At 51.0% G+C, this 24,185-nt stretch carries 22 protein-coding genes; 4 read left to right on the forward strand and 18 right to left on the reverse strand.

Annotation, left to right across the window (positions count from 1 at the left end):
* Positions 1-297: 297 nt before the first annotated feature.
* From WB237_RS13245 to WB237_RS13260, 4 genes are read left to right on the forward strand one after another with little or no spacing between them, the layout of a single operon-like run.
* Complete coding sequence (locus tag WB237_RS13245; RefSeq protein ID WP_336213719.1) at positions 298-729, forward strand: fimbria/pilus periplasmic chaperone; 432 nt, start codon at positions 298-300, stop codon at positions 727-729.
* The gene (locus tag WB237_RS13250; RefSeq protein WP_336213722.1) at positions 722-961 is read left to right on the forward strand and encodes a CfaE/CblD family pilus tip adhesin; all 240 of its coding nucleotides are present in this window, start codon (positions 722-724) and stop codon (positions 959-961) included. The genes WB237_RS13245 and WB237_RS13250 overlap by 8 nt, the downstream gene beginning before the upstream one ends.
* Before the next feature lie 36 nt (positions 962-997).
* Positions 998-1,660, forward strand: coding sequence for a response regulator transcription factor (locus tag WB237_RS13255; RefSeq protein WP_336213724.1), 663 nt, complete (start codon positions 998-1,000; stop codon positions 1,658-1,660).
* A 36-nt stretch (positions 1,661-1,696) separates the two neighbouring features.
* Complete coding sequence (locus WB237_RS13260; RefSeq protein WP_336213726.1) at positions 1,697-2,617, forward strand: anthrax toxin-like adenylyl cyclase domain-containing protein; 921 nt, start codon at positions 1,697-1,699, stop codon at positions 2,615-2,617.
* A 35-nt stretch (positions 2,618-2,652) separates the two neighbouring features.
* Here WB237_RS13260 and WB237_RS13265 read toward each other — a convergent pair whose 3' ends face one another.
* The 18 genes from WB237_RS13265 to tssB form a co-directional block, all read right to left on the reverse strand.
* Positions 2,653-3,735, reverse strand: coding sequence for a hypothetical protein (locus tag WB237_RS13265; protein ID WP_336213727.1), 1,083 nt, complete (start codon positions 3,733-3,735; stop codon positions 2,653-2,655).
* A gap of 56 nt (positions 3,736-3,791) precedes the next feature.
* Positions 3,792-4,709 (reverse strand): hypothetical protein, encoded by a 918-nt coding sequence (locus WB237_RS13270; RefSeq protein WP_336213730.1) that lies wholly within the window; start codon positions 4,707-4,709, stop codon positions 3,792-3,794.
* A 130-nt stretch (positions 4,710-4,839) separates the two neighbouring features.
* Entirely contained in the window at positions 4,840-5,976 is a 1,137-nt protein-coding gene (locus WB237_RS13275) for a VasL domain-containing protein (RefSeq protein WP_336213731.1), read from the reverse strand.
* Positions 5,973-8,498 (reverse strand): type VI secretion system ATPase TssH, encoded by a 2,526-nt coding sequence (tssH, locus tag WB237_RS13280; protein ID WP_336213733.1) that lies wholly within the window; start codon positions 8,496-8,498, stop codon positions 5,973-5,975. Before tssH ends, WB237_RS13275 begins: the two co-directional genes overlap by 4 nt.
* 18 nt (positions 8,499-8,516) lie before the next feature.
* Entirely contained in the window at positions 8,517-11,930 is a 3,414-nt protein-coding gene (locus WB237_RS13285) for a type VI secretion protein IcmF/TssM N-terminal domain-containing protein (protein WP_336213735.1), read from the reverse strand.
* 5 nt (positions 11,931-11,935) lie between these two features.
* Positions 11,936-12,553, reverse strand: coding sequence for a DotU family type IV/VI secretion system protein (locus tag WB237_RS13290; RefSeq protein WP_045907999.1), 618 nt, complete (start codon positions 12,551-12,553; stop codon positions 11,936-11,938).
* On the reverse strand, positions 12,553-13,911 hold the full coding sequence (gene tssK, locus WB237_RS13295) for a type VI secretion system baseplate subunit TssK (protein WP_045908000.1): 1,359 nt from the start codon (positions 13,909-13,911) through the stop codon (positions 12,553-12,555). Before tssK ends, WB237_RS13290 begins: the two co-directional genes overlap by 1 nt.
* Position 13,912: 1 nt before the next feature.
* On the reverse strand, positions 13,913-14,530 hold the full coding sequence (tssJ, locus tag WB237_RS13300; RefSeq protein WP_045908001.1) for a type VI secretion system lipoprotein TssJ: 618 nt from the start codon (positions 14,528-14,530) through the stop codon (positions 13,913-13,915).
* The gene (gene tssA / locus WB237_RS13305) at positions 14,530-15,588 is read right to left on the reverse strand and encodes a type VI secretion system protein TssA (protein WP_045908002.1); all 1,059 of its coding nucleotides are present in this window, start codon (positions 15,586-15,588) and stop codon (positions 14,530-14,532) included. Before tssA ends, tssJ begins: the two co-directional genes overlap by 1 nt.
* A gap of 12 nt (positions 15,589-15,600) precedes the next feature.
* Positions 15,601-15,900 (reverse strand): PAAR domain-containing protein, encoded by a 300-nt coding sequence (locus tag WB237_RS13310; protein ID WP_045908003.1) that lies wholly within the window; start codon positions 15,898-15,900, stop codon positions 15,601-15,603.
* Positions 15,900-16,340 (reverse strand): DUF6931 family protein, encoded by a 441-nt coding sequence (locus tag WB237_RS13315; RefSeq protein WP_336213741.1) that lies wholly within the window; start codon positions 16,338-16,340, stop codon positions 15,900-15,902. Before WB237_RS13315 ends, WB237_RS13310 begins: the two co-directional genes overlap by 1 nt.
* A gap of 9 nt (positions 16,341-16,349) precedes the next feature.
* The gene (locus WB237_RS13320) at positions 16,350-18,311 is read right to left on the reverse strand and encodes a type VI secretion system Vgr family protein (protein WP_238460687.1); all 1,962 of its coding nucleotides are present in this window, start codon (positions 18,309-18,311) and stop codon (positions 16,350-16,352) included.
* 14 nt (positions 18,312-18,325) lie between these two features.
* Positions 18,326-19,267 carry a type VI secretion system baseplate subunit TssG gene (gene tssG, locus WB237_RS13325; RefSeq protein WP_045908006.1) on the reverse strand — a complete coding sequence of 314 codons (942 nt, stop codon included), beginning with the start codon at positions 19,265-19,267 and terminating at the stop codon, positions 18,326-18,328.
* Positions 19,258-21,057, reverse strand: coding sequence for a type VI secretion system baseplate subunit TssF (gene tssF / locus WB237_RS13330; RefSeq protein ID WP_045908007.1), 1,800 nt, complete (start codon positions 21,055-21,057; stop codon positions 19,258-19,260). The genes tssG and tssF overlap by 10 nt, the downstream gene beginning before the upstream one ends.
* Positions 21,050-21,472 carry a GPW/gp25 family protein gene (locus WB237_RS13335; RefSeq protein ID WP_045908008.1) on the reverse strand — a complete coding sequence of 141 codons (423 nt, stop codon included), beginning with the start codon at positions 21,470-21,472 and terminating at the stop codon, positions 21,050-21,052. Before WB237_RS13335 ends, tssF begins: the two co-directional genes overlap by 8 nt.
* Positions 21,473-21,516: 44 nt before the next feature.
* Positions 21,517-21,999, reverse strand: a complete 483-nt coding sequence (locus WB237_RS13340) for a hypothetical protein (RefSeq protein WP_045908009.1) — start codon at positions 21,997-21,999, stop codon at positions 21,517-21,519.
* 24 nt (positions 22,000-22,023) lie between these two features.
* Complete coding sequence (gene tssC, locus WB237_RS13345) at positions 22,024-23,505, reverse strand: type VI secretion system contractile sheath large subunit (RefSeq protein ID WP_045908010.1); 1,482 nt, start codon at positions 23,503-23,505, stop codon at positions 22,024-22,026.
* Entirely contained in the window at positions 23,502-23,987 is a 486-nt protein-coding gene (tssB, locus tag WB237_RS13350) for a type VI secretion system contractile sheath small subunit (RefSeq protein WP_045908011.1), read from the reverse strand. Before tssB ends, tssC begins: the two co-directional genes overlap by 4 nt.
* Between the last annotated feature and the right edge of the window lie 198 nt (positions 23,988-24,185).

A 24,185-nucleotide genomic window follows, 5' to 3' on the forward strand; every position in this document is an offset into this window, starting at 1 on the left:
AGGAATAGTCGTATGGAGTTGAGCTTATTTCATGAGTATATTACACGAATAAATCATTATCCATTCTTGTATTTTATGAGATAAATCTGATGTGCATTTCAAGGGTTTTCTTGTGTCTTCTGTCGGGGGAGTTATGTAAACTGCTTACAATTAATAAACTGTCGGCATAATAACTGATGTCTATATTGATTGAGGAGGGCGTAATGAGGCCCAGTTTTGTCACAAAATTTTTATGCCCGGTATTTAGTGGGATGTTATTTACTTGTAATGCCTTAGCCAATATGTCGGCCATATCCTATGGCTGTCAACGTTGCGGTAAGTGGTGAAGGTAAAACATCCGTTATCTCAAAATCACGGGATGTTCAGTTTGTTAAAACCGATGTCAGTGAAATTATTCATGCGGCCACCCCACAGGAAAAAGAAATTCCGGTTGAAATGAATGCGAATGCATTAGTCGTAACACCACCAAAATTTATTCTTCCCGCCGGCAGCAGCAAGCGTGTGCGCTTTATCGCTCTTAACGACAACGATACAGAAAAAACGTATCGCGTGCGTTTTGAGGCGGTAGCCGGAGAACAGGAACAGTCTGTAGCCACGACCAGTAAAGCCGCAAACAGCCAGTTGAGCGTTAATTTGATCTGGGGAGTGCTGGTCAGTGTGCCACCCAAACATCCTCGCTTTGGCCTTGAGCGTTCACCTGATGGGCATTCTCTGGTGAATAATGAATAACCCGGAAACCGACGCGATGATGGATGTACGCAACGGCGAGCTGATTACCTGGAATACGGTGAATACCCACCGCGTGCGGCCGGTTCGCTTACCGTCTATTTCTTACCCGGTGCTGTGTGCCCCCACGCCGCTGGAGTTTCGGGTGAATAAATTCGCCACGGCGGATAAAAATGCCGGGCAGTATCACGGCACACTGCGGGTGACTTTCACCCCGACCACCACCACGCTTTAGCGGCAGAAATATTAAAGGGAAACCGGTGACAAGGAAATGAATAATGCTATCTCTCATATTGTATTAGCGGACGATCATGCCGTCGTCCTGGCCGGGTTACGCAGCCTGGTATTGCAGTCTCAGAAGCTAACTGTAACCGGTATGGCCCGGACAATTACAGAGCTAATGGAACTGCTCAGAAGTGTACCCTGCGATGTACTGATATGCGATTTCGCCTTTTACAACGATCCCATGCCGGATGGGATGCAGCTTATTCGGCAGCTGCGTCGATACTATCCGCATATTATGCTGATTGTTTTAAGCTCATACGATAATGTTGCATTGGTCCGTGAATTGATGGGGCTGGGTATTAAAGGATTTATCAGTAAGGCCAGTCATGAGATCAATCAGCTACCGGAAATAATTCAACGTATCCATCAGGGAGAGAACTATGTCGATAGTCAGACCTCACGGGCACTGCTGAATCATATTATTAACAACGATCCTAAAGGACATGGCTGCCAGGCTGAACTCTCTCAGCGGGAAATTGAGGTGGTACGGCTGGTAGTGGATGGTATGTCGGTGACGGAAATCGCCGCGTATTTAAATCGTAGTCTGAAAACCATCAGTGGACAGAAAAAAAATGCGATGCGGAAACTGGGGGTACATACTGACACCGCCCTCGTGAACGTATGGCATAAAATAAATGGCCGATATTGAGATGACATATAACCTGAATAAGTAAGGGGGTGTCCTGTGAATATAGCGAAAATACCTTATGAAGAGGCTTTTAAACGCGTAGCGTTGAGATACCGGGTGGTTCTCGGCTTACGTTATCCTAATCCACTCAGTTTTTCTCTTTTAAAAACAGGAACACCTTCGAAAAATTTCCATCTTAAAGCCAAATCCAGCATCTCTGGCCCCACCGCGGGCTTTATTCCCGAAGAGGCGAAATATTCTAAGATTGCCTGCTCGCGTTATAAGATGCATGAAAACGATATCTTTATTGCCCGACAGAAAGGAGCGAAAGCGGTATCATTAGTCATTTCATGCGACAGAATTCAGGAACTGATCAGACTGAAAGCCATAAACGACCTTGGGAATGGGCGTTACTCTGCAGTCTATCCCGGCGGATGTTATCACTTTTTTATTGATTCAAAGGGAGAGGTGATTGACCAAAATGGTAAAGCAGTCAAAGTGATGACAAACCCACCTGAGGTGGGCAGATTATCGGCTTCCCCCAGAGCGGTAACTGCAGATTATGATCTCTTTGCCATCATTCCACGGAAGCAACAGGACTATAATTTGCGTCAGACAGGACTGACGCCCCGGTTACTCAAAGGGAAACGTGATATTCGTTTTTTGCAGACAACTTCACATCTCAACGTTGCGCTGGATGAAAATAAAGGGAATGTGCATTTTTTTGGTGAAACCCTGATCAAGAAATTAAATGAAGAGATACGACTTTGTGGTTATCGCGGAGGGAAACTTGTGTGGCATGGGGATGAAACTGGGAATCCTTTCAGTATGGGTTTTGATCCTGATGATAAGCCTGTCTTCTTTTGCCCCGAGGGACGAGTGGTGCATATTCATTCTGAAACTGAGTTGAAACGTTTTTATTCAATTCTTCGGGAACAAGGGTTTTCACCAGACTATAGCCCTCGTTTTGGGTTTTAGGTTATACTCTGGGCGCGCACGACCCAGAGTATCATTTAAGAAATTTGCGTCAGATGAATCTGGTTATTACTTCTAATATCCACCCTGAATTTATCATCCCGGGAAAATAAATGTTCTCTCTCTGAGACGGCATAAGCCGAATTGATGACGGCAGCCCTGCCAGTGACTCTTACTGTTTCAGCATGTCTATCGGGTGTAGGAAAATTTTGGGCTACAGTACTGCTGGTTGTTGTCGCCAGAAAGCGTTTCGGTTTATAAGGTTGTTTTGTGCGGGCGCACTGCCTCAGTTCTTCGGCTTCAGTACGTGACACTCCACGGTAATAGTCCTTTTCTTTTGTGCGGCATTTCAGAATGTAATCATTAAGTACAGTAGCAATATTACCGTTAAAATATTTTATTTTTGTTTTTATTTCTTTTTTTCCATCAAAAAAGCCGGGGCTGACACGTTTTATTTCTTCTATGACTTCATCAGTGTTTACCTGACCCATATGTTGTATTGCCTTATATCCCGCATTGGTTGACCAGATATATTGCATGGCCTTGTCGGTATCATTCTGCCGGTTTTGTGATGGATATTCTGATTTCACTACTGAAGTAGATACCCAGGTCATTTTATTTAAATTTAGCTGGAAAAATAGGGTATTGTTAAGCGCTTTGGCCTGGTTATTTAACGCCGGATTATTGCGCGGAAGTCCACTCAGAGAAGGCAGCAAGAAAATGTTTTCTTCAAGGCTGGATTTTAACGCCCCAGTGCTGTAATTTTCGTTTGCAAGAGTGTTGGCCAGACGTTGGTATGCTTCAATATCTGCTTGTGTTGGTTTTATTCCTGTGGTAATTATTTTCTGTATTTTTTTGTGAGCCTCAGCTTTGTCAAGGATTTGGTTGACATTTTTATTACTGCCAAATAATGACTCTATACGCGCTTGAATCTGTGGGTTCTGGTAATTTTGTAAGCTGCTATGCGCAGTACGTATCTCTTCTACGGTCTTTGCATTATTGAGTTTCTCTGTTAATTTATTGATGGTTTTTGCTGAGATGCTTTTATTGATCCTTTTTTTGTCAAGCGCTTCTTTTAAACTGTCGTATGTACTAATTTTGTTTTTGCTAAATAGCCCCATGATGTTTTCCTGTTGAGATAGTTTATCTGATATTCAAAATTCATTAACGGAAATTATTACCGTCTGCGATGACGTGATGTCTTATAAACAGGATTGTCTGGATTAATTTTGTTCACCTCGATTGCACTTATTGTTCGCGGATCCCGATAAAGAAAACCATTCCTGTAGATATTATTAAATAGTTTGTCGCTTTTTTCTTCGGCCAGAAAACGATACATTGTCCTGGTGTGATCGAACCCGCAGAAAGAAGGCAGAAGTTGCATGTAATAAACCATTTCGTCCTGAATCTGCGTCGGCGTGTATTTCTTTAAAATCATTTTATAAACTATGTTTAAATATTTTCGAATATCGTTTTCCGTTAATTTTATGTTATAAGGCTGGAATGTATCGTGTAATCTCTCTCCTTCCTGTTGTATCACGGCCGCTTTGTCATCAGAAGGGATTTGTGCCACGATAGTTTTTTCCGAAAAACCTACCCGACGGCATTTTTTGATTTCCCCAATACTACTTGCATAGTCGTTTAGTTCGCTTTGCTGTGTATCGTCGTCGCGAGAAATTGAGTGCTCGACAGGATATATACTCTGTATTTTTTGAAGGGGGGAAACTGAAATTGCATTTTCCCATTGATAGTCAATATGTATTTCTCTTTCTGGACTTTCCAGTGTTGACATTGTATGGGGTATTAAGGGCTTGTTTGTGATTTTGATGCTTCTGATGTTGGCAATGGCAATGATTTTTTTAACGTTACTGTTCGCGTTGATGAGACCAAGTATTTGCGTGCTGACATTTTTGTCCGAAAAGGCACTTAACCCGGCTTTCGCAGAATTAACTTCAGAAATTGTTTTGAGACTGTTTAACTTCTCGTTAATTTTATTGAGGCTTTTTTGTGAAATGCTGCTGTTGTTTGATTTTTTTGTCAACGCCTGGTGAAGGTTATCACTGGCGCTGATTTTTCTGTTATTGAAAAAACTCATATTCATTCCTTAAAGTGACGAAGTAACAGATTGTAAGGCATACGATTAAAGAAGTACGTTTGAGCAATCTTTAATAAAAGCGAGATTATTCTTAAAGCGAAATCCCGAAAGTGATTTTGTATAAGATAATTTATCCCTTATTTAATGACTGCATATTTCTGTTGGCGTTGATTTCACTGAGCAAAAGTAAGCGACTCTTTAGCGCTTCCAGTTGCAGAGAGAGTGTATACAGTGCGGCATCAGAAACCGGCTGACCTTTTAGTTGCTGCTGTTGTAACTGATTAAGCTGTTGCTCCACCATGGTTGCCTGCTGATGAAGCGTGTCGCGCATTTGATACACGCTGGTTTTCAGTTCTGAAATGGTCATATAGGGTTTACGTTTCTGCTCAGCATCCAGCAGGCGTTGCTCTAGTGTATCTAGCTGCTGGCTGAGTTGCTCAACGCTTTTGTTAACAGGCAGCGCGGCGCTCATTTTCTCCAGCGCAATCCGGCGGTGTTCAACAAGTGGATTGTCAGGCCAGATTTGATTGCTGAAGCGCAGTACATCCGGATCGTCAGCTTTCTGTATCAGGGTTGTTACAGACAGGGCCATCGCAGCACCCAGCACACACCAAATCAAGCGCCCGGGCCAACGTGCCGGAGTTTCCTGCTCCAGAATCGGAACAGGAGGATCACAGGCAACGGGTCGGGTGACCGCAGCGGGGGAAACGGCAGACGCAACGGCCTGCTGCTCAAGAGTGTTAATGTGAGCTTCCAGCCATGCTGACAGCTGACGAAAGGCCGTGTGCTGGGGTGACTGAAGGGGGATTGCCTGTTTTTCCAGCAAACCGGCAGCGCTTTGCAACAGCTCAAGTGCAGAAGCGCTGACGGCGGCCATCGGCAGAACATAAATCAGCGGCAGTAGCTGACGGCAGTAGCCATCCAGCAGCTGGCGGCGGAGTTCCACCGCCGCCAGTGGCGGCCAGCATGGCATTTGCTGTCTGGCAAAGCCATTTGCCAGCAGTTGCGTTGCGCTGGCAATGCCTTTCCAGCCGTTACGATGACACGCAATCAGGCAATACCATAGCCCTGTTTGCAGGTCATAGCCGTAGCGGTCAAACAATGCGAGGCACTGTTTTTCTCGCTCCAGCCACCAGCTACTGTCGCTGGCATGAGTTTGCCAGCGGTGCATATCGTTGCTGAACTGCAAAAAGTTTTGGTGACTGCGCGGATCGTGGCAGTTGATCCTGAGCGGTTGAGGACCGCTATTTATCAACGTGGCGCTCATGATTTTTTCTTCCCGGCACGCAGGATAAGGGTATTATTTTTGACATCGACCTTAAGCGTACCCGTTGCCCCTTTTTGCAATACCTGTGTCGCCAGCAGAGGTAATAAGTGCTGATTCAGTACCTGATCAATATCGCGTGCACCACTCTGTTTGACCTGGCAGCGCTCTGCCACCCAGTTAACGACCTGTGGGCTCCAGTCAGGCAAAATGCTACCTTCGCTTGCCTGCTGATAACGCTGACATAATCGGGTGAGCTTCAGGGCGATGATTTTCGCCATGGCTTCAGGATGAAGCGGTAAATAAGGGATCAGCGTCATACGTCCCATCAGCGCCGGGCTAAATACACGATTGAATTCTGGTCTTATCTGGCTACACAGTGCTGTTGGATCGGTTTCCCCGTTATCTACCGCAGCCACCAGCTCGGCGCTGGCAAGGTTTGAGGTCAGGATAATCAGCGTGTTGCGGAAGTTAATCGGTTGGCCTTCAGCATCTTCAATCATGCCCTTATCGAAAATCTGATAGAACAATTCCATCACATCCGGGTGTGCTTTTTCCACTTCATCCAGCAGCAACACGCTATACGGATTACGACGCACGGCTTCGGTCAGGACGCCACCCTGGCCATAACCCACATAGCCCGGAGGGGAACCTTTCAGACCTGACACCGAGTGCGCCTCCTGGAACTCCGACATATTAATGGTCACCAGGCTTTGATCGCCGCCAAACAGCAGTTCTGCCAGCGCCAGTGAGGTTTCCGTTTTTCCGGTGCCGGAGGGACCTGCCAGAAGATAGACTCCGGTGGGCTTCAACGGATCGCCCATACCCGCCCGGCTGATGCGAATCTGCTGAGCGATCTGCTCCAGGGCGTGTTGCTGGCCGATGACTCTTCCGGCCAGCCTGTCGAACAGGGCATCGAGCTGCTGATGCTCTTTCTCCAGCATCCGGCCCAGCGGAATACCGGTCCAGTCAGCGACAACGTCTGCCACACAGGTGGCGTCAACACACTCAAAAACCATTGCATGTTGTTGATGACGGGCTGCAAGCTCGGCTCGTCCACGGGCGATTTCATCCGCGTCTTTGCTTTGCAGAAGCTGCTGTACCAGCCTGTTCTGGAGATGCCACTCAGTATTTAGTGCATCGAGACGGGTGCGCAATTCAGTAGCTTGCTGCAGCAGTTTTTGTGGCAATTCAGCGGGCGCATTTTCTCGTTTCAGCGCTTCACATTCGCTGTGGATCGCCTGAAGCTGCGCCGAAATAGCTTCAACTTCTTTCGGTTCGTGCGTCCGGGAAACGGCGACCCGGGCGCAGGCAGTATCCAGAAGGCTGACCGACTTATCCGGTAACTGACGACCCGCAATATAGCGACTGGAGAGGTTTACCGCCGCATGGATCGCACTTTCCAGCACCGGGATCCCATGATGTTGTGACATCGCCGGAGCCATCGCACGAAGCATGGTGGTGGCGTTGATCAGGTCTGGTTCTGCCACTTTCACCACCTGGAAACGGCGCGTCAGCGCGGCGTCTTTTTCGAAGTACTTTTTGTACTCCGCCCACGTGGTAGCGGCGATAACGCGAAGTTCCCCGCGTGCCAGAGCCGGTTTCAGCAGGTTCGCTGCATCATTCTGTCCTGCCTGGCCACCGGCTCCAATCAGCGTATGGGCTTCGTCGATAAATAAAATGATCGGCTGCGGGTAGCTGGCGACCTCTTTCAGCAGTGACTGGAGGCGGTTTTCAAATTCACCTTTGACGCTGGCACCTGCCTGTAGCAGACCCAAATCCAGAGTCATCACTTCCATCGACTTTAACAGGGGGGGGACGGTGCCTGCCGCGATACGCAGCGCCAGACCTTCGACCAGTGCCGTTTTGCCCACGCCGGGCTCACCGGTGAGGATCGGGTTGTTCTGGCGGCGGCGTAACAGGATATCCACCATCTGGCGGATTTCAGCTTCACGTCCCAGCACCGGATCCAGTTTTCCCTGGCGTGCCAGTTCGCTCAGATTTCGGGTATATTTCGCCAGCGTCGTTCCACCTGATGGGGGCATCGACTTATGGCTCTGAGGAAGGGCTTCGCTGGCATGAAGCACATGGTATGCCTGCGCTCGATCGCAGCTCAGCGCCTGCTGGACTCGTGGTACAACCAGAGGGGTTGTTGTTTCATCCAGCAGACAGGCCATCAGCGCCGAGGGGCTGAGCTGTTGCTGACCCCAGCGGGCGCTTGCCAGCAACCAGCTGTTCATCAGCCACTCCACCAGTTCGGTTGAAAAGACCGGGGTGGGGGCAGCGCCGGTATCTGCGTAATCAAGCGTCTTTTTCACCGCCACCAGAAGGTTGCTGGGAGCGAGCCCGGCCTGCAATACCAGAGACTCTAGCAGGGTCTCTTCCTGAAGGATGAGTGCCAATAGCAGATGTTCCGGGCTAACGACCAGGTGATGCCGTGATGCGGCATGGCTAATGGCGGTATCCAGGGCGGTGCGGCTTTCGGTGTTTAGCTTACTGATAACAGATTTTAAATGCGGATTCATAATCTTTCCTGAGCGGGGTTACTGGCACTGCGCGATCGTATCGGGCAGGGCGGAAATGGGAGGGAGAGGTTGCGATTCAACGCGTTCATCCAGGCTGGATATTTTTGCGTCGAGATCGTGAATATCATCGTTAATAGCGTTCCAGGCTTGCCATGCGCTTTCCATCTCCTGTGGGCTGGATACCGTAAAGCGGGCCAGGATTTTTTTTATCCCAAGCTGTTTTAACAGGCCGGCTTTGTCGCCAAAATCATCGCTGTCGATCAGGACGTCACCGTCAGTAAAGCGGTTGATAAACCACGGCCAGGCATCATCCCCATGAAGCTGGTAGTCTGCGGTGAAGTCAGGGAAGTTCACGCTCAGCGTCATGCTGGCGCACTGGCCTGGTTGCCAGGTAAACTCGCGCTTTTCAGCAAAATTCATACTGGTGAGCTGTTGATCTCCTTTCAGACAATTGAGGGTGATCTGCGTGCCCGTCGGGATCACTTTCGCTCCACCTGGTACTGTGGCAGGCAGGCTGGCAACGCTGATTTTCCAGCTTTTCTTTTCCAGTTCGCTTTGCTTAAGGCGCAATGCATCACGCTTTGCCAACAGCGCCGTGCGTCGATCGTTCAGGCGGGTGGATGCCCGTTGGGGCAGGCTCTGCATCATTTCGGGTGACATCGCGTTCCTGGCGAGGCGAATAAAGTTTTCAGATAGCGGAACCTGTATGCCGGCATAATCAGCGGCGTCCGGGCCGTTGGCACCATTGATAAGCAACGCTTTTGCAGGGCCTTGCAGAAAGGCGGCAACGGACTGCTGGCTCTGAGCCTGCTGTTCGTCGTAGTCTCGCTGCTCGCTGTCTTTGTCGAGTGGCCACAGAACCGTGCTTTTCCACTGAGTATTGAGCCAGCATGCGCTTTGAGTAATGGCATTCCCCAGCAGGCGACGGGCATCATCCTGATATAAACGCCAGACGGCGGCAGAGCTGGCATCGTTATTCTGTGGCGACAGTTCTTCCTGCAGAGTGGCCAGGGCGGGCAACAGCCCGGTTAACGGGTTACGATCGTTACTGTTCTGGGACGGATTGAATAGCCCGCGAACCAGGCGGACATCGGGTTTTTCCTGTTCCACCGCGTCAGTCACTGCGCTGTTTCGAGCATTCTGCCACTGCCGCCACGCCAGTGAAGCCAGTGGCGTGCTATCAGTACGTGGCTTCGCTATATTTCCTCGCAGCCAGGCTGTCAGCGACTGGCGAAAACGATTATTCAGCTGGCTGGTGCGGGTTACCAGAACGGATGCGTGTTCGTTTATTGCCAGCCGTTGCAGATTGCGTAACGTACTTAACCACGGCTGCGCCTGTTCAGGGGGGATATCTTTTAGTTCATCCAGCGTACGGTCAGCGAACTTCATTGCCTGACTTTCGTTTTGCCCGAGAGCAATAAGCTGTTTGTGCGTCAGCGTGTTGTGGGGAAGTGAGGAGAGGTTGGCTGCTACCTCAATCAGATACTGCTTCCACGCATTCTGCCTCTGGATGGGATTGTGCTTACGTGCCTGCTGGAACACCTGTTGTGGCGCACCAATGGCGCTCTCAATCAACTTCATCCAGCCACTAAGGGTTGCTTCTCCATCATGTGTCCAGACGCCGGGCAGAGCCACGCTCCTGGGTAACGATGGCCAGTAAAGCGAGGCTTGCAAAGGAGGCAGCGTGGAAGAGGGAGCCATCAGCCAATTAAGCGCGGGATCGTGAATGACCAGCGTCGTCAGTAATCGACGGGCAGTCTGCAACCAGCGCTCACCCTCTGGGCGCTGGATTGCGAGGCGTTCCAGTGCGGTGACTGCCAGTGGCGATAGCGCCTCAGGATAGCTTTGCAGCCGAAGCGCAGGGACGACGGAGCTCTCCTGACTGAGGTCTTCCAGCGCAGCGCCGTCACGCATCTGTTGCCAGACGAGCACCGCGTGAGTCAGTTGCAGAATGTATTCACGCTGTTGCGCAGGCTTTGCTGCCAGAACCAGCTGCTGAAACTCGACCAGCGTCTTTTGTGCCTGATGCGGCATGGCTGGCACTTTTGACAGTTGCGACTCGGCATACTGGTGTTGTTTTTCCAGCAGTGATCGAAAGGGTAAATAAAGCAATGAGTCTGGTGAATAGTGCTCATCCTGCATCATAAAGGCTGCCAGCGCATCCGGAGACAGCTTGGGGAGTTCGGGTTGCAGGCGACCAAAACTCACGGCCGCGCTGAGAAGGAACCACAGCGCGCAGATGATCGGTACGACGTGACAGACGAACCTGCCGCGTGGTCGGTTATACCAGCGATGATTACCCCGACGCCGGCTCAGGTCACCCAAATGCCCGGTGAGCAGATCGTGGACAAAAACGCTGGCTCGCCGACCGTGATTATCCGTCAGTGGTTCTGTGGCGCTGAACCAGACGCTGTTGAGATAAACGTGGCTGAAATAGGCATTGGGTTCGCAGAGTGACGCCAGCATGTAGCGCAGTTTTGGCTCCAGCGAGGCGAAAGCTTCCGGAAAATCCAACAGGGTGGCGTTATCCTGCGTGCTGAGCGATGCCGGGCGTGCCATGCTGAAGCGTACTCGTGACATTCCAGACTTAAGGGCAGCAAAAAGCGGCTGTACTGCCAGTTCATCCTCACCGTCAATATGGGGGGGAGTTGGCCAGCTGTAACCGAGTGGCTGTTGACGCTGGGCGGCAGAAAGTTGCCTGTGCCACAGGCTAAAACCGGGGAACTGATCGCACTGCGTCACCATGATGTGAAGAGGTAAACGTTCACCGAAGCGCCGCACCAGTGGTTCAATCAGCGATCGCTGTTGACGAGCCAGATTGTGCAGAGTGCACAGATCGCCACTCATCAGGGCATTCACGGGCAGGGCAACGATAATACCTGCTGGCGTCGGCATTCGCCTGCACCACTGAGTTAATCTTACCCAGCCTGCGCGGAAGGTGGCTGCGCCATGGAGGAAATTGCTGGACAGATCGAGAATGCAAAGCTCACGGAAAAACCACCAGCGTAGCGTGCGGGTGGGGCCAGCCACGCTGTCATCGTTGTCGCCGTCAAATCGGGGTAACCCGGCGCTGGCCAGCAGGGTGCTTTTACCACAGCGCTCGCCGACAAGCAGATACCAGGGAAGCGCTGCCTGCTGGCGACGAATACGTTTGATGATGCTGGCACCGTGTTTCCAGTGGCTCAACAGCACATATTCCCGGCGTGAGAGGCGATACTTTTCAAACCAGCGATGGTCTTTCTTATCTTTAATCGCTTTTGACAGGGTATAAATAACACCCCATAAGAGTGTCGCCGCGATCAGCAGTGCCAGCCAGAATGCCAGAATCGCTGGTGTGCTCCACTCCTGCCACAGACCCAGAGTGAAACAAAACAGCAGTGATAATGAAAGTACCAGCAGCCAGCCGGTAAAACAGGCTAATTTTTTGAACATGACAGTCAGGGCATATAGTGGAGAAGATAGAAATAAAGGAAGACATACTGAAGCACTATGCCTGCAAACAGCGTCAACACAGGTGCCAGTCGTCGGGTCAGGTTATTTTCCGGAGCTGGGGGGATCGGGACTATCGCGGCGTCATTTGGCCATGTTTGCCACGCTTCGGGTAAACACAGTTGACGTTGTCCGGAAATCACGGCTTTCAGCGCGGACTTATCGTCGGGTGAGCTGTACTGCCCCTGAAAGCCCTGCTGCAGGCAGAACAGAAAAATTTCCCGGGCCTGAATATGAAGAGGATCGAGTTGGTTCAGCCGCGTGAAGAAAAGTTCGCCTGCAACGGTGATGTTAAGGTATTTACGCTGTAACAATTCCCCCTGCCAGGATTGACGCCATGACAGATCGGAACGCAGGATGGTTTCGTCCAGCCAGGCAATAACCGCCACTCGCGCGGCTTCTTTTTCTTCCTCGCCGACGTCCTGTTGCCTGGCGTTGTCCGTAGCCTGCTCAAGCAGGACGATACAGTCATGACGGCTCTTCTCGTAATCTTCGTATTGTTCCGGATTGCCGGTCATCTGCAGGATCTGTTTAAAGACCGGTAAATAATGATCAAGCAGTGCCATTATTCACGCCCCATGAAAATAGCCTGAACCTGGAGGTCAGCAGGGGCGTCATCCCAGTAAAAGGCAAGATTCTTCTGTTGTTCAACCTGTTTCCACAGGCTGTTCTGCTGGTTCAGACGGAAGTAAAAGGCGTCCTGACGGTGTGGAACGCCACGCGGCGTAGGGTTAAGCCATGTAGCGGTTATCCCGGGTAACGCATGCTGAATCAACGTCGTTACCGTGGCATCCGGCGCTATTTTGAAACTGCTGCTGTCAATGACTTCTGCGACCAGCTTTTCTGAACGCAGCATCAGCAGGACGGAACCGGCGTTGTTCCATGGCATTGACTGTAAATCGCCTCTGAACACGCTTTGTTCGTCAGGATTAAGCGTGACCCAGGTGTTGTTTTCCAGAGTCAGGTTATTGAGCAAGGCGATAATCAATTTTCTGGCGCTGGCAAAACTGGCACAAAGATTGAAGTGATCATAAGGCAGAAGCGGATCTTCCCCTTCCCACTCACCGTTGAAGGAACAACGTTCACTAAAACTGGAAAGCTCGCCAATCAGTTGTGCCAGCAGGCCGTAGATCGGCCAGGGGTGCATTGTCGGCGTACGGCAGTAATGTTGCAGCAGGGGGAGAGTGCGGTTCAACGAACGCATTGCCAGCAGCTGAGTGACATCGCCCCGACTGGCATCTCTGAGCTGGTCCGGTCGCTTGTATTCCGCAAGCTGATGGGCACGATTCGCCAGTTCAGCGTACAACCCGTCGAGCAGCGTTTTCAGAGCTGGATAGCCGTTGAGGGTAACCAGCGGCGGGCAAAAATGGCTGTCACTGACAACCCGATCGTTCTCGTAGCGCAGACGTATCAGCGGCAGAAATTCACAATCGACGACTGCGGCCTTTTCCTCATCGCTGAGAATTTGAACGTTATACAGGATGCGTGAAACGCTACATTCAGGTCCGTTGAAGTAGACATCTTTCATCACCCCTTCCTCGTGGGGCTTGAGCCATCGACTGTTAGGCGAGTCGCCGACATTCGCATGACCCGGATCGAAACGACGAAGTGCCAGCCACAGCGTGAAAGGTTTTTCAATCTGTTTCCAGGCATCACGGAACTGTCGGGGTGGCAGGGCGCAGTTGCCGGGATACTCAAGGTAATCGCCAGAGGGTAAAATTGCCTGCAATCGCTCAATTTTGAGCGTGAAGTCGACGAGTGTCTCCGGGTTGAAATCGCACTGGATCATGCCAACATTCCACGGCTGAGCCAGCTGGCGTTGCCTGGAAAGCATGTAGTTATGGTGTAAGTCGACCGACTGCAAATGTTGTGGCTGCAGATAGACGCCGGAGTACCAGTAAATTTGTTGCAGTTCCGGGTACATATCACTCTCCTTTTTCAGCAGGTTTCGCGTCGTGAGTCGTGAGCGTCAATGGCTGCACTGTCGCCCCCGAGAATTGGGTGATACTGGTGCTGCCCAGGCGTAACTTCAGGGACAGTGGGGCAAGTTGGGCACGCCATGTTTTATGCCACCATCCGGTGCTGCTGCTGGTCACGGGGACGTTTAACAGCATCATGTGCTGCTCCTGAGGGAAGGGGTAGTAGCCCGCCACAATTGCGATGTAGCGTGTGTTTTCGCTGCGGTCGATATGCAAGGTGGTACTCTGACCGGGCATTGCGGGGTAGCGATCAACCTTCAGAATCTCGTCCTGCGCACCGGCGGCGCTAAACAGCGCTTTTAATGCGAATGGGCTGGAGAGCAGCTTATTGAGGGTGCTGGATTTCTGCGCCTGAATAACCAGCAGGGTGCAGCTATTAGCGATACCGTTTAGTGCGTTCAGATCGGGATCGGTTTGTACATCCAGCGTTATCGCCCCTTGTGCAAATGGCGCGGTAACCTGGTCAATCGCCTGCTTTTCATTCATCGCCTTGAGGGGATCGGTTGCGCAGCCGCCGAGCAGCGAGGTCGCCAGCACAAGCATGAAAGGAGTAAAAGTGCGCATTAGCGGGCATTTCCTGTTAACACATTATTAATTTCAATGATGCTATTGCTGTCGTTGAGCATCTCTTCCAGCCATTCCGGCAGCGTCATGGTGGCCCATCGGGCTGCACGTTCCATCAGAAACGGCACCGGGCTGGAGGGCTCGGTCTGACGGAAATACCCGGCAATGGCCAGCATCTGACTAATGGCAACTTCCCGGCTCATGGTTTGTTTCGGTGCCCATACTGGCGTATCGGCGGTCAACGGAGCTGCATCTTCTATGATGGGTTCAAGGGTGAGAGACTCATCAACCAGAGGAACGGCACGTTGTGTCAGCCGCTGAAGATAATCGGCGAGATCCTTCAGCGTCTGGCGGCTCTGGATAAACACGTCGCTTTCCGGATCCTGACTTAGCGAGAGGTAACGCGCCTCAAGCTGCGAGAGGTCTGAAGCGAGCGCCTCCACTCTTGCTGCCTGCTGGCCGATCTCGATGGAAGAGAAGTTCATTGCCTGTTGGTCAAAGCTCTCCATCGTGAAATCGCCTTCTTTGCGGATCAGCTCGTCACGATCGCCGGGATGCGTATTAATTTTGTGTTCAAAGGCGAGGATCTGACGCCAGAAAAGCAATGAGGTGTTGGCCTGGCGCAACATCGGCTGGCGTAACAGCTGTTGGCTGAGATCCCTGTCGAGACGCTGGAGTTTGCTGCGGCGCATCGTCAGTCCGTCTTCTTCAAGCAGCGGCCAGCACTGGAACCAGAAACGGGTGATAAATTCGCTAAGGAATGCAATGCCAGTACTCAGACCCGCCAGCCCTTGTAGCTGGCACAACGCTTCGGCGTACCAGCAGGCAAGTTGCAGATCTTTGGATTGCTCCCGTAGTGCTTTTTCGCTGAGGTTGCGAACCTGATTCCAGTCAGCTTTACGAGGCTCTCTGACGGACCATTCATCTTCAGGCATACCATCCGGGTCGCTTTCGCGCGCCACGCGGATCTCATCGAAGAGTGATTCATATTCGAGGTTATCACCGGCAGGAGCCTCTGGATGAATCGGCAATAACAGCTCATTAATCTCGGATAACATGAGGTTTTTCCTTTATCCAATTAAAACGGTGGAACAGCCCGACACGATTTTGCCGCCATGGGCGCTACTGTCGCCCATGCGTGCAGCAGGCTTATTGCCGATCAGCACCTTTGTACTGCCCATGACAATGGTATCCATGGGACCCACGCAGACGGCCATGGCGCCAACAGTGGCGGCGGGCATACCGCCAATTAACACGGTCGGGACGCCTGGTGGGAGAATAGGGCCGCCGACATGAGGTATGGGCGGTAGGCCAGGGGTGACCATTGGGCAGACGTGCATGTCAGAGACGCGGGCAGCAGGTTGACCCATTACGCCACCTCCAGCGCATAACTGCGCTCAATCAATAGCCGGACCCCGTCCACAGGGTTTTCAGCCAGCTGTGTGGTAAGCATGACCAGCGCACAGTGGAGCATTTGCGAACTGAGCTGGGGTTCCGGATAGACGGGAGCCAGACCATCGGGAGCCATACTGCCGTGAGATAAGAACTGCGACAGCGCCAGTGCGCCGACCGGCGTGCTGAACCCGAGTGCTTCGGCCTGGGCAAAAATCTGCCAGCGCCGCTGCTCTTCCGGCTGGTGGTACTGCTGCGAGATCGCCGCCAGAAGCGGTTTCTCGTGCTCAGAGGCGATACTCTGCATCAGCATGGTGAGTCTTTTGCCAAGAGCCAGAGGTGAAAGACGCTGCGCCCATTGCCGCAGCGTCTCTTCCCACGAGTCGCTGTCTGCAGATACAGAATTCAGTGGTGTCATAATGCGTCCTCAACCAATATTAATGATGCCGCCAGAAATTCTGGTCATGCCGCTTCCCGAAACAGTCGTCATCGCGCTTTTCAGCTCTGCGGTGCCGCTGCCTTCGATTTTGACCATCATGCCGTTTATCGAAATGCCGCTGGCTGAGAGGCTGATTTTGTTGCTGCCAACCTTCAGCTCGATGGACTGGGTGGATTCCAGCGTCAGCGCTTTGTCGGTTTTGACGCTACCGCTACCGCCCGTGACTTTCAGGGCATAATTTCCATTACTGAGCTCCGTTGAGGCATCACCCGTGACCTTATGCTGCAGGTTGCCTTTTTTGAGGCTGACGCTCATATCACCCTTTTCGAGCGTGACATTCCTGTTCCCCTCTTTCAGCACCAACTGGTCATCGCCTTTGGTGAGTTCCGTGCTCCGGTTGGCGGCAATCGTGGTGTCGGCGTTGTTCTTCACGGTTACAGAGAGATCTTTCTGCGCGACGATGGTCATTAACTCTTCGCCCTTTTTGTCATTAAAGCTCAGGCGATGACCATCTTCGACGCTGCCGTTGGTGGTGCTGCGTGTGACAAAACCACTTTCCGTTTTTTCACCGGGTAGGGCGAAAGGAGGTTTGTTCAGGCCGTTGTAAACCGTCCCCGTGACAAGAGGGTAATCAGGGTGCCCCTGAACAAAGCTAACGAGGACTTCACTGCCGACGCGGGGAATGAACTGCGCGCCAAACTTACCCCCTGTCCACGGTTGGGCGACACGTACCCAGCAGGAGCTGGTGTCGTCGTGCGGGTTCTCTTTGTCCCAGGGGAACTGAATCTTGATTCGCCCATATTCATCGGTATGGATCTCTTCCGATGCCGGACCTACCACGGTAGCGGTGAGGATACCGGGGATCTCCGGGCGTGCAGGATAAGGTGGATGCCAGGGGTGGGCGTTGTTCATGGCCTGCATCACACAGTCATAGCTGCTCTTGTTGTTATCGAAATTATTGACAGCTTTAAATGCCAGTGACTGGATGCGGTAAATGTTCTCCCCGGATGGGTGACCGGTTAGGGTAAATGTTTCCCCGCTGCACAGCCAGTGAGCATTGACGTTCGCTTCAAAACGGCGAGAGTTTGCTTCGCGAGCATTCATGGCGTTTTGCGCTTCGCGCGCAATCAACGACCGTTCTCCCTGCGGGGTAATATCGGTGAAGGTCACCGCATCGACGTGAATGTCAGATCCGCTGGCGTTTTGTTGGTCTTCGATGGCTGAGGCCTGGGGCATGTTTACCCCCTGCAAGGTCACGCCGGCAGGTAACAGTGAGGCGCTGGACATCCAGCTATCGATATTGCCTTCGGTGAGTATCTTGCCGTGGTGGTGCCAGAATAGCTTGTCACCCTGGATCGCGTTGTGGCTGGCGGGGTGATCGGCCAGAACCAGCGTGTGTCCGGACTCGCTATGGCGGAAGTAGTAGTAAATGCCTTCCTCTTCCAGCAATCGCTGGATAAAGCTGAACGCTGATTCACGGTACTGCACGCAGTATTCACGCTTTGGATAGTTGCCATGCAACTGTATGTCAGGCTGAGAGATACCATGGTCGCTCAGCAGGGTATGCACCAGTTCGGGAACGCTGACGTTTTGCCAGATGCGCATGACACGTCCCAGCGTCAGTAGCGTTAACGAGGGTTCCAGGGTGAGAATACATTCAGCTTCGTCGGGTGTACGCTGCTTATAACGGATCCGTGTGACAACACCATGCAGATGACGCTGAGGGAGGTTATGACTGCCGTCACCGATTTGGCAGGAGACCGTTTTTCCATGCCATTGGGCCAGGTCGCTTTCACCCTTTTTGGTCAGTGAGTGGAGTTCATAACAGAATGGTGCTGAAAGCCCCTCGTAACCTTCGAGGGCGACAAGCAGCAGCGTGTTAGCGATGTCACCATTCCAGCGCAGAAAATGATTTTCCTGATATGGGGTGAGTGAATCGGATAGTTTCATAAGGATCATCCTGATTAAACGGTTGGTGTGGGCAGTCGAACTTGATGCAGATGCGATTCGCTGTTACGACCAAGGCAAAGATCCAGCCCCAACACTCGCCGTCCCAGTGGGAGAGGGACGAGGCCAGCGCTGCTGATATTCAGGGAAACGGAGAAATCCACCGCCGGGCCGACGTAGTCCCGAATGTGTAGCCAGATTTCTTGCCAGAGGTTTCCTGATGGTAAAAAGCGGCGAGAGATTTCTGGTGACATGGGACCCAGTACAACATCGAAATGCGCATGCACTTCAAGACGTGTGTGACCCATCATGGGGGCAGTGTCCAGCGTTTGCGCTGGATTGCCGAGCTGGCAACACTCACCGGCAGATACACTCCGCCAGCCACCGGTAAAGGGAATAATCTCTGCCGGAACGCTATATAGCAGAGTCAGCCATCGTTCCAGGTTGACCATTGAACGTACGGGCGACGCAAACAGGGGAGCATGCTGTGCCAGTGCCGGGGAAGGGGCTGACATCAGCAAACCAGACAGTGCCTGAATGGCAGTTTGCAAAGGTGGTTGACCCGTTGATTCCGTCTGAGCACACAGGTGATGTTTTTGCCATGCCAGATAATCGAGGCAGTAAAGTCGGTGGCCGAAGATATCTAGAAAGGCTTTTGCACCACGATCGCTGTACCGATACTGACGTTCAATTAACCACTCACTGTAGGCTGTCGGCAAGGCTCCCAGAGCACCGGTTAATCCGTTACGCCAGGCGGTGACTTGCAGCGGTGCGTCTGGTTCATCCTGCTGTATACTTTCCACCTCACCTTGTGGCGCATCCAGCGAGAGGGTGGAAACAATGCGTAATTTTTCATCAAGCAAAGTGGCATCCGCCGTGCGACCATCACGCAATTTTCGCAACAGCAACCTGATTTGCTGATAGAAATGAAATTTGCTGACTATCGGTATCATAGCCATGACAGTTTTCCTGCACGAATTGGCCAGACGCGACGCGTTTGTGCTTCACGCTCAACGCAGGTGGTAAGGCGGATAAAACTGTTGACGGGGGCGTATAACGCCATCAGCCGATCCAACAGGCTGCACAGCAGATAATATTCCGGTTCCTGAAGGGCGGAATGGCAAAAGGTAATGGTCAGGTCGATACCGCGTGCTAACGAATGGGGATCGTTGCTGGCAAGCCGGGTAGTAACCGGCTGATACGAGAGATGCTGAATCAGCGACACCAGACGCGATTTGTCCACATTGTCTGCAGTGTTGTAAAGCGCCAGGGTATCTTTCAGCCGCTGTGTACCGTGCTCACCGTCCAGCAATTGCTGATTAAGCGAAATCTGTGAAAAAAAGCGCCAACGCATCGCACTTTTGTCAGGCGGATTAATCGGACGCGTGGGATGAGTCAGTGCCACAATATTCAGGGCTGCAACCGGAACCTGCGCATCGAAATCTCCCCCGGGATTGCCGTATTGTAACTGGTGGGGGACGGAGTGATTGGTACACATCACGCTGAGTGTCACCACTTCTGGTAGAAGAGACGGCGTGCGTTTCGGGCGCTCGCTAAAGGTAATAAACGGCTTACGCTCATTATCCTTTGTGCCGGGAATATCCCGATAAAAGAGCTGCCAGCACAAGCCCGAGTCATTTTCTGTGTCCATGCCGGCACGATTTTCCAGCAGTGGTGTCACGGAAAAATGATCGATACGGTTATCGATTTTACGCTGGACGGAAACCTCTTCGATGGCCCAGACGTCAATGTGCGCCTGATGGCGGGTATCCGGCACAACAGGGTATTCCGCTATTGCATCATTCAGGGCGATTGGTTCAGCCCGTTGGGAAAATAAATTAATAGCAGGTGTGCAGTTGAGGCGGAAAAAATTTGCATCGACCAGCGAGGCGAGTTTCTCCAGCTTTTCTGTCAGCGCGTTGCGTTTAAAGACCGCCTGAAGCTCAAATGTGGCATTGCCAGCTGCGCTAAACCCTGGCGGAAGCTGAATATCAATAAACGAGAATTTCTGCGGAAACCAGAAGTAATCCAGGAGCAGAATATGAACAGGGGCAATGCGCGGATCCCGGGTGAGTAGTGCCTCATCTACCCCAAAGCCCACCGGACGAATAGCGCCGGCGGTCAGAGGAGTATTTATCTCTGCGCATCTCAGACTCAAACTTTTAATCTCAGAGCACAGCAGAGTGTAAAGAATACTGACCGTATTACCCGGGCCATGCAGGTAGAGGCGGATAGCGTCATCAGCAAGCGTTGCCCCACGCCATACCTGAAAAGTGAGCTGAAGTTGCCAGTTCAGTTCGTCACTGTCAAAACTCAGCGCGGCGTTAGGAATGGATACAGGCAATAGTGTCACCGGATAGACGGTCTGAAACTGACAGGGGAGTGGTGCATTCTGACGCGTAAATAAGGTTGTTTCCGCTGGCAATGTGTTTTTACCCGTCAGTCCAGATCTTTGTGGGTCGGGTGACATCATCACTATGCAGGCCGAAGGAAATGGGCGTAAAAACTGGGGAGCCAGCGTCGCAAGCAGGGTATCAATGACTTCAGGGATATCGTCATCCAGGCGCTGATGAATACGCGACGTTAACAAAGCAAAAGATTCAATCAGGCGACTGATATGCGGATCTTCTGTTTCACCTTCCACGATGCCCAGACGGCGAGCGATTTTGGGAAAACGACTGGCGAACGCTTTACCGTGCTGTTTAAGAAAGCTCAGTTCTTTCTGATAATAAGAGAGTAGTCTATTCATTGAAATAGAATCTCCCGATAGAATCATTCCACGTTAAGACCAGCACAACTGGCCTGGAAAAATAAACTCCACGTAAGGTAAAGCAGATTGCCTGTGCATCGTCCGTATAGCTGGTGAGCTCAACCTGTTCGAGACGAGGCTCGAAGCGGGTAATAGTATTTCTGATTCGATTTTCCATCACCTTGCGGCGAGAATTGATTTCATAAATGTTGCTAAAAGATTCGTCAATTCCATAATTAAGGACGGAAGAATTAATCAGTGGGATTTCCTCGATATCGGGTAAACGGGCACGTGACATGAGCAGCATTTTTAATTCGCAGAGGAGGGCCTCATCTGTTTGAGATGCCCAGGGATAATCATTCTCCTGATTGAAAGGATGATTATCGCTGAGCCGGGAAAGCAGTGATGTGGTCATGATGAGCGTCCTGAATCCGGCCGCGCTGGCGGCCGGGGAAGAAATTAAGCGATTTTTTTCTGTGGAATGCTGTATTTGATCGGACCGACTTTATCCAGACCATCATCTTTGGCATTCGGTACGTTAAACGTCACCTGTACAGATTCTTCGAAGTTAAATGTGAACTCCATAAACAGCTGATCGCGCATTTCAAAATTGAGGCTGGTGAAATTACAATTTTCGTATACAGTACGTTGAATTTCATAGTCCTGATTTAATTTGTCAGAGCCACGATGAACGATGGTAATAACGATATTTTTATAACCACGCTTCAGATATTTTTCGTACAATTCGCTGGATTCTTTTGTGACCAGAACACTTCCACGAACGGTGTCAAAATAAGTACCATCCGGGCCTGCAATGGTCGCGAGACCAGCAGGTACAAAACCCTCCATCCAGTTTTTATAGGTTGCTTCTTCAGAAGAACCAGCAACAGTATTACCGTCAATTTTAATTTCGATGAACTGACAATCTTGCAATTTAGCCATTTTATATTCCTTTATAACTAGAGATTAAGCGCTGGTAGTGGACGGCAAATCCGCGACCAGACGCAGGGACATACTTAAACCTTCGAGCTGGAAATGTGGCTTAAGCCACGCAATAGCACGATAGGTGCCCGGGAAGCCCGGTACTTCAATCACTTCAACTTTCGCTTCACGTAAGGGATAGCGTGCTTTGGTTTCCGGACCGGCGTTATCAGACGCAACGACGTACTGCATAATCCACTTTTGCAGGTAGACTTCGCATTCCGCACGGGACATGAAGCTGCCGACTTTGTCGCGGACAATCGATTTCAGATAGTGGGCAAAACGTGATGTCGCCAGAATATAAGGTAGCTGGCTTGAAAGGCGTGCGTTAGCATTGGCCTCGTTGGAGTTATACAGACGCGGCTTATTGATCGACTGAACCGCGAAAAACGCTGCATAGTCGGTACCCTTACAGTGAACTAAGGGGATAAAGCCCAGATCAGAAAGCTCTTTTTCGCGTCGGTCCGAAACGGCAACCTGGGTTGGGCATTGCATGGCGCGTTCACCACTGCTGGAAACATAGTTGTAAGCTGGCAACGATTTCACCAGACCACCGCCTTCCACACCGCGAATTGATGCACACCAGCCATATTCTTCGAAGGAATCGATGATGCGACCCGCCAGTTCCCAGGCCGAGTTAATCCACAGGTAGTCGCTACCGACTTCATCTTCACGGATCTTTTCTTCAAAAGTGAAGGTTTCTGCAGGGATGGTTTTACTGCCATATGGCACTCGACCCAGTACCCGTGGCAGCGTAAGACCGATGTATCGGCTGTCATCGTTCTGACGGAACGAACGCCAGCGGGCGTAATCCGTGGTATCGAACAACTTAGCCAGATCGCGCGGGCGCGGCAGTTCTGAGAAGTCATTCATCGACAGCATACCGGGAGCGATGGCGCTCAGGAATGGTGCATGCGCAGCGGCGGCAACATGAGAAATTTGTTCCAGCAGGTTAATATCTTGTGGGGTATTGTCGAACTGAAAATCACCCACAAACGCGGAGAAAGGCGTACCGCCGAAAGTGCCGTATTCACTTTCGTAGACACACTTGAACAACATAGACTGGTCAAAATCGCTGGCCGATTTAAAATCTTTGATCAGATCCTGTTTGGTGCAATGTAGCAGACGGATCTGCGTATTTTCAGTCACACTTGACTGCACCAGCTTGTGCAGACCGCGCCAGGAGGACTCTCTTTTCTGAAACTCAGGCGCGTGAATAATCAGACTGACCTGCTGAGACAGCAGCTCATCGATCGCAGTTATACGCTGTTCGATGCTGCCGATCAGATCACTGGATACCACCACCGTACCGCAGAGGACTTCAGCCAGAAATTGGTTCAACTGATTTTTCATGCGATCGCGGTCTGATTCGCGGCGGATCGCCTGGGTGTTATCAATAACCTGATTCAGGTAGTCGTCACTGAAGGTGGGTTCAGTAGCCAGACTTAAAAGCTGTTCACTGCTCATTCTTCTTCCCCTTCAGGCGAGATATTACCCATCAGTGCATTTTGCTGCTGAGCCATTTCCGCCAGTTGTTCCTTCAAGCGCTCATTGCTGGCAGCGCGATTACGCAAATCACTTAACTGTTCACGCAGCTCCATTAATTTTCGTAATGGTTCAACTTGCCTGACGATATTATCCGGGGAAAAATCATCCATATTATGGAATGTCAGAGCAACAGCCAATTTGCCTTCCTGTTCGGGGATGACACTATCAACCAGAAATTCAGCATCAGGTTTCATTGACGACATAATTTCATTGAAATTATCTTTATCAATATTCAGAAACTTACGGTCGCGTAAGCTATCTGTTGTGTGGGTGAAATCACCCACTACTCCGACGACAAGCGGTAATTCTTTCGCTGCCTGTGCATCACCAACTTCAACATCATAGGTGATTTGCACGCGTGGAGGACGGGCCTTGTCTAATTTATGCTGCGTATTACTCATGGGCTTTACCACTATTAGATTAAAAATACATTCAGACATTCAGAGTTGCCAGATGCAATTTTTGAATGATTTTACAACTTATAGACGCCATGCTACCGCCTGCATAAATAACAATATTCCAGATGTAAAATCATTAACTCATTAACTGACTTTGAAAATAATACCATCAATTAATGCGGGTGTTGCCATTGAATATCC

The organism is Enterobacter sp. P82 (genome assembly GCF_037053385.1).
GTDB lineage: Bacteria > Pseudomonadota > Gammaproteobacteria > Enterobacterales > Enterobacteriaceae > Enterobacter.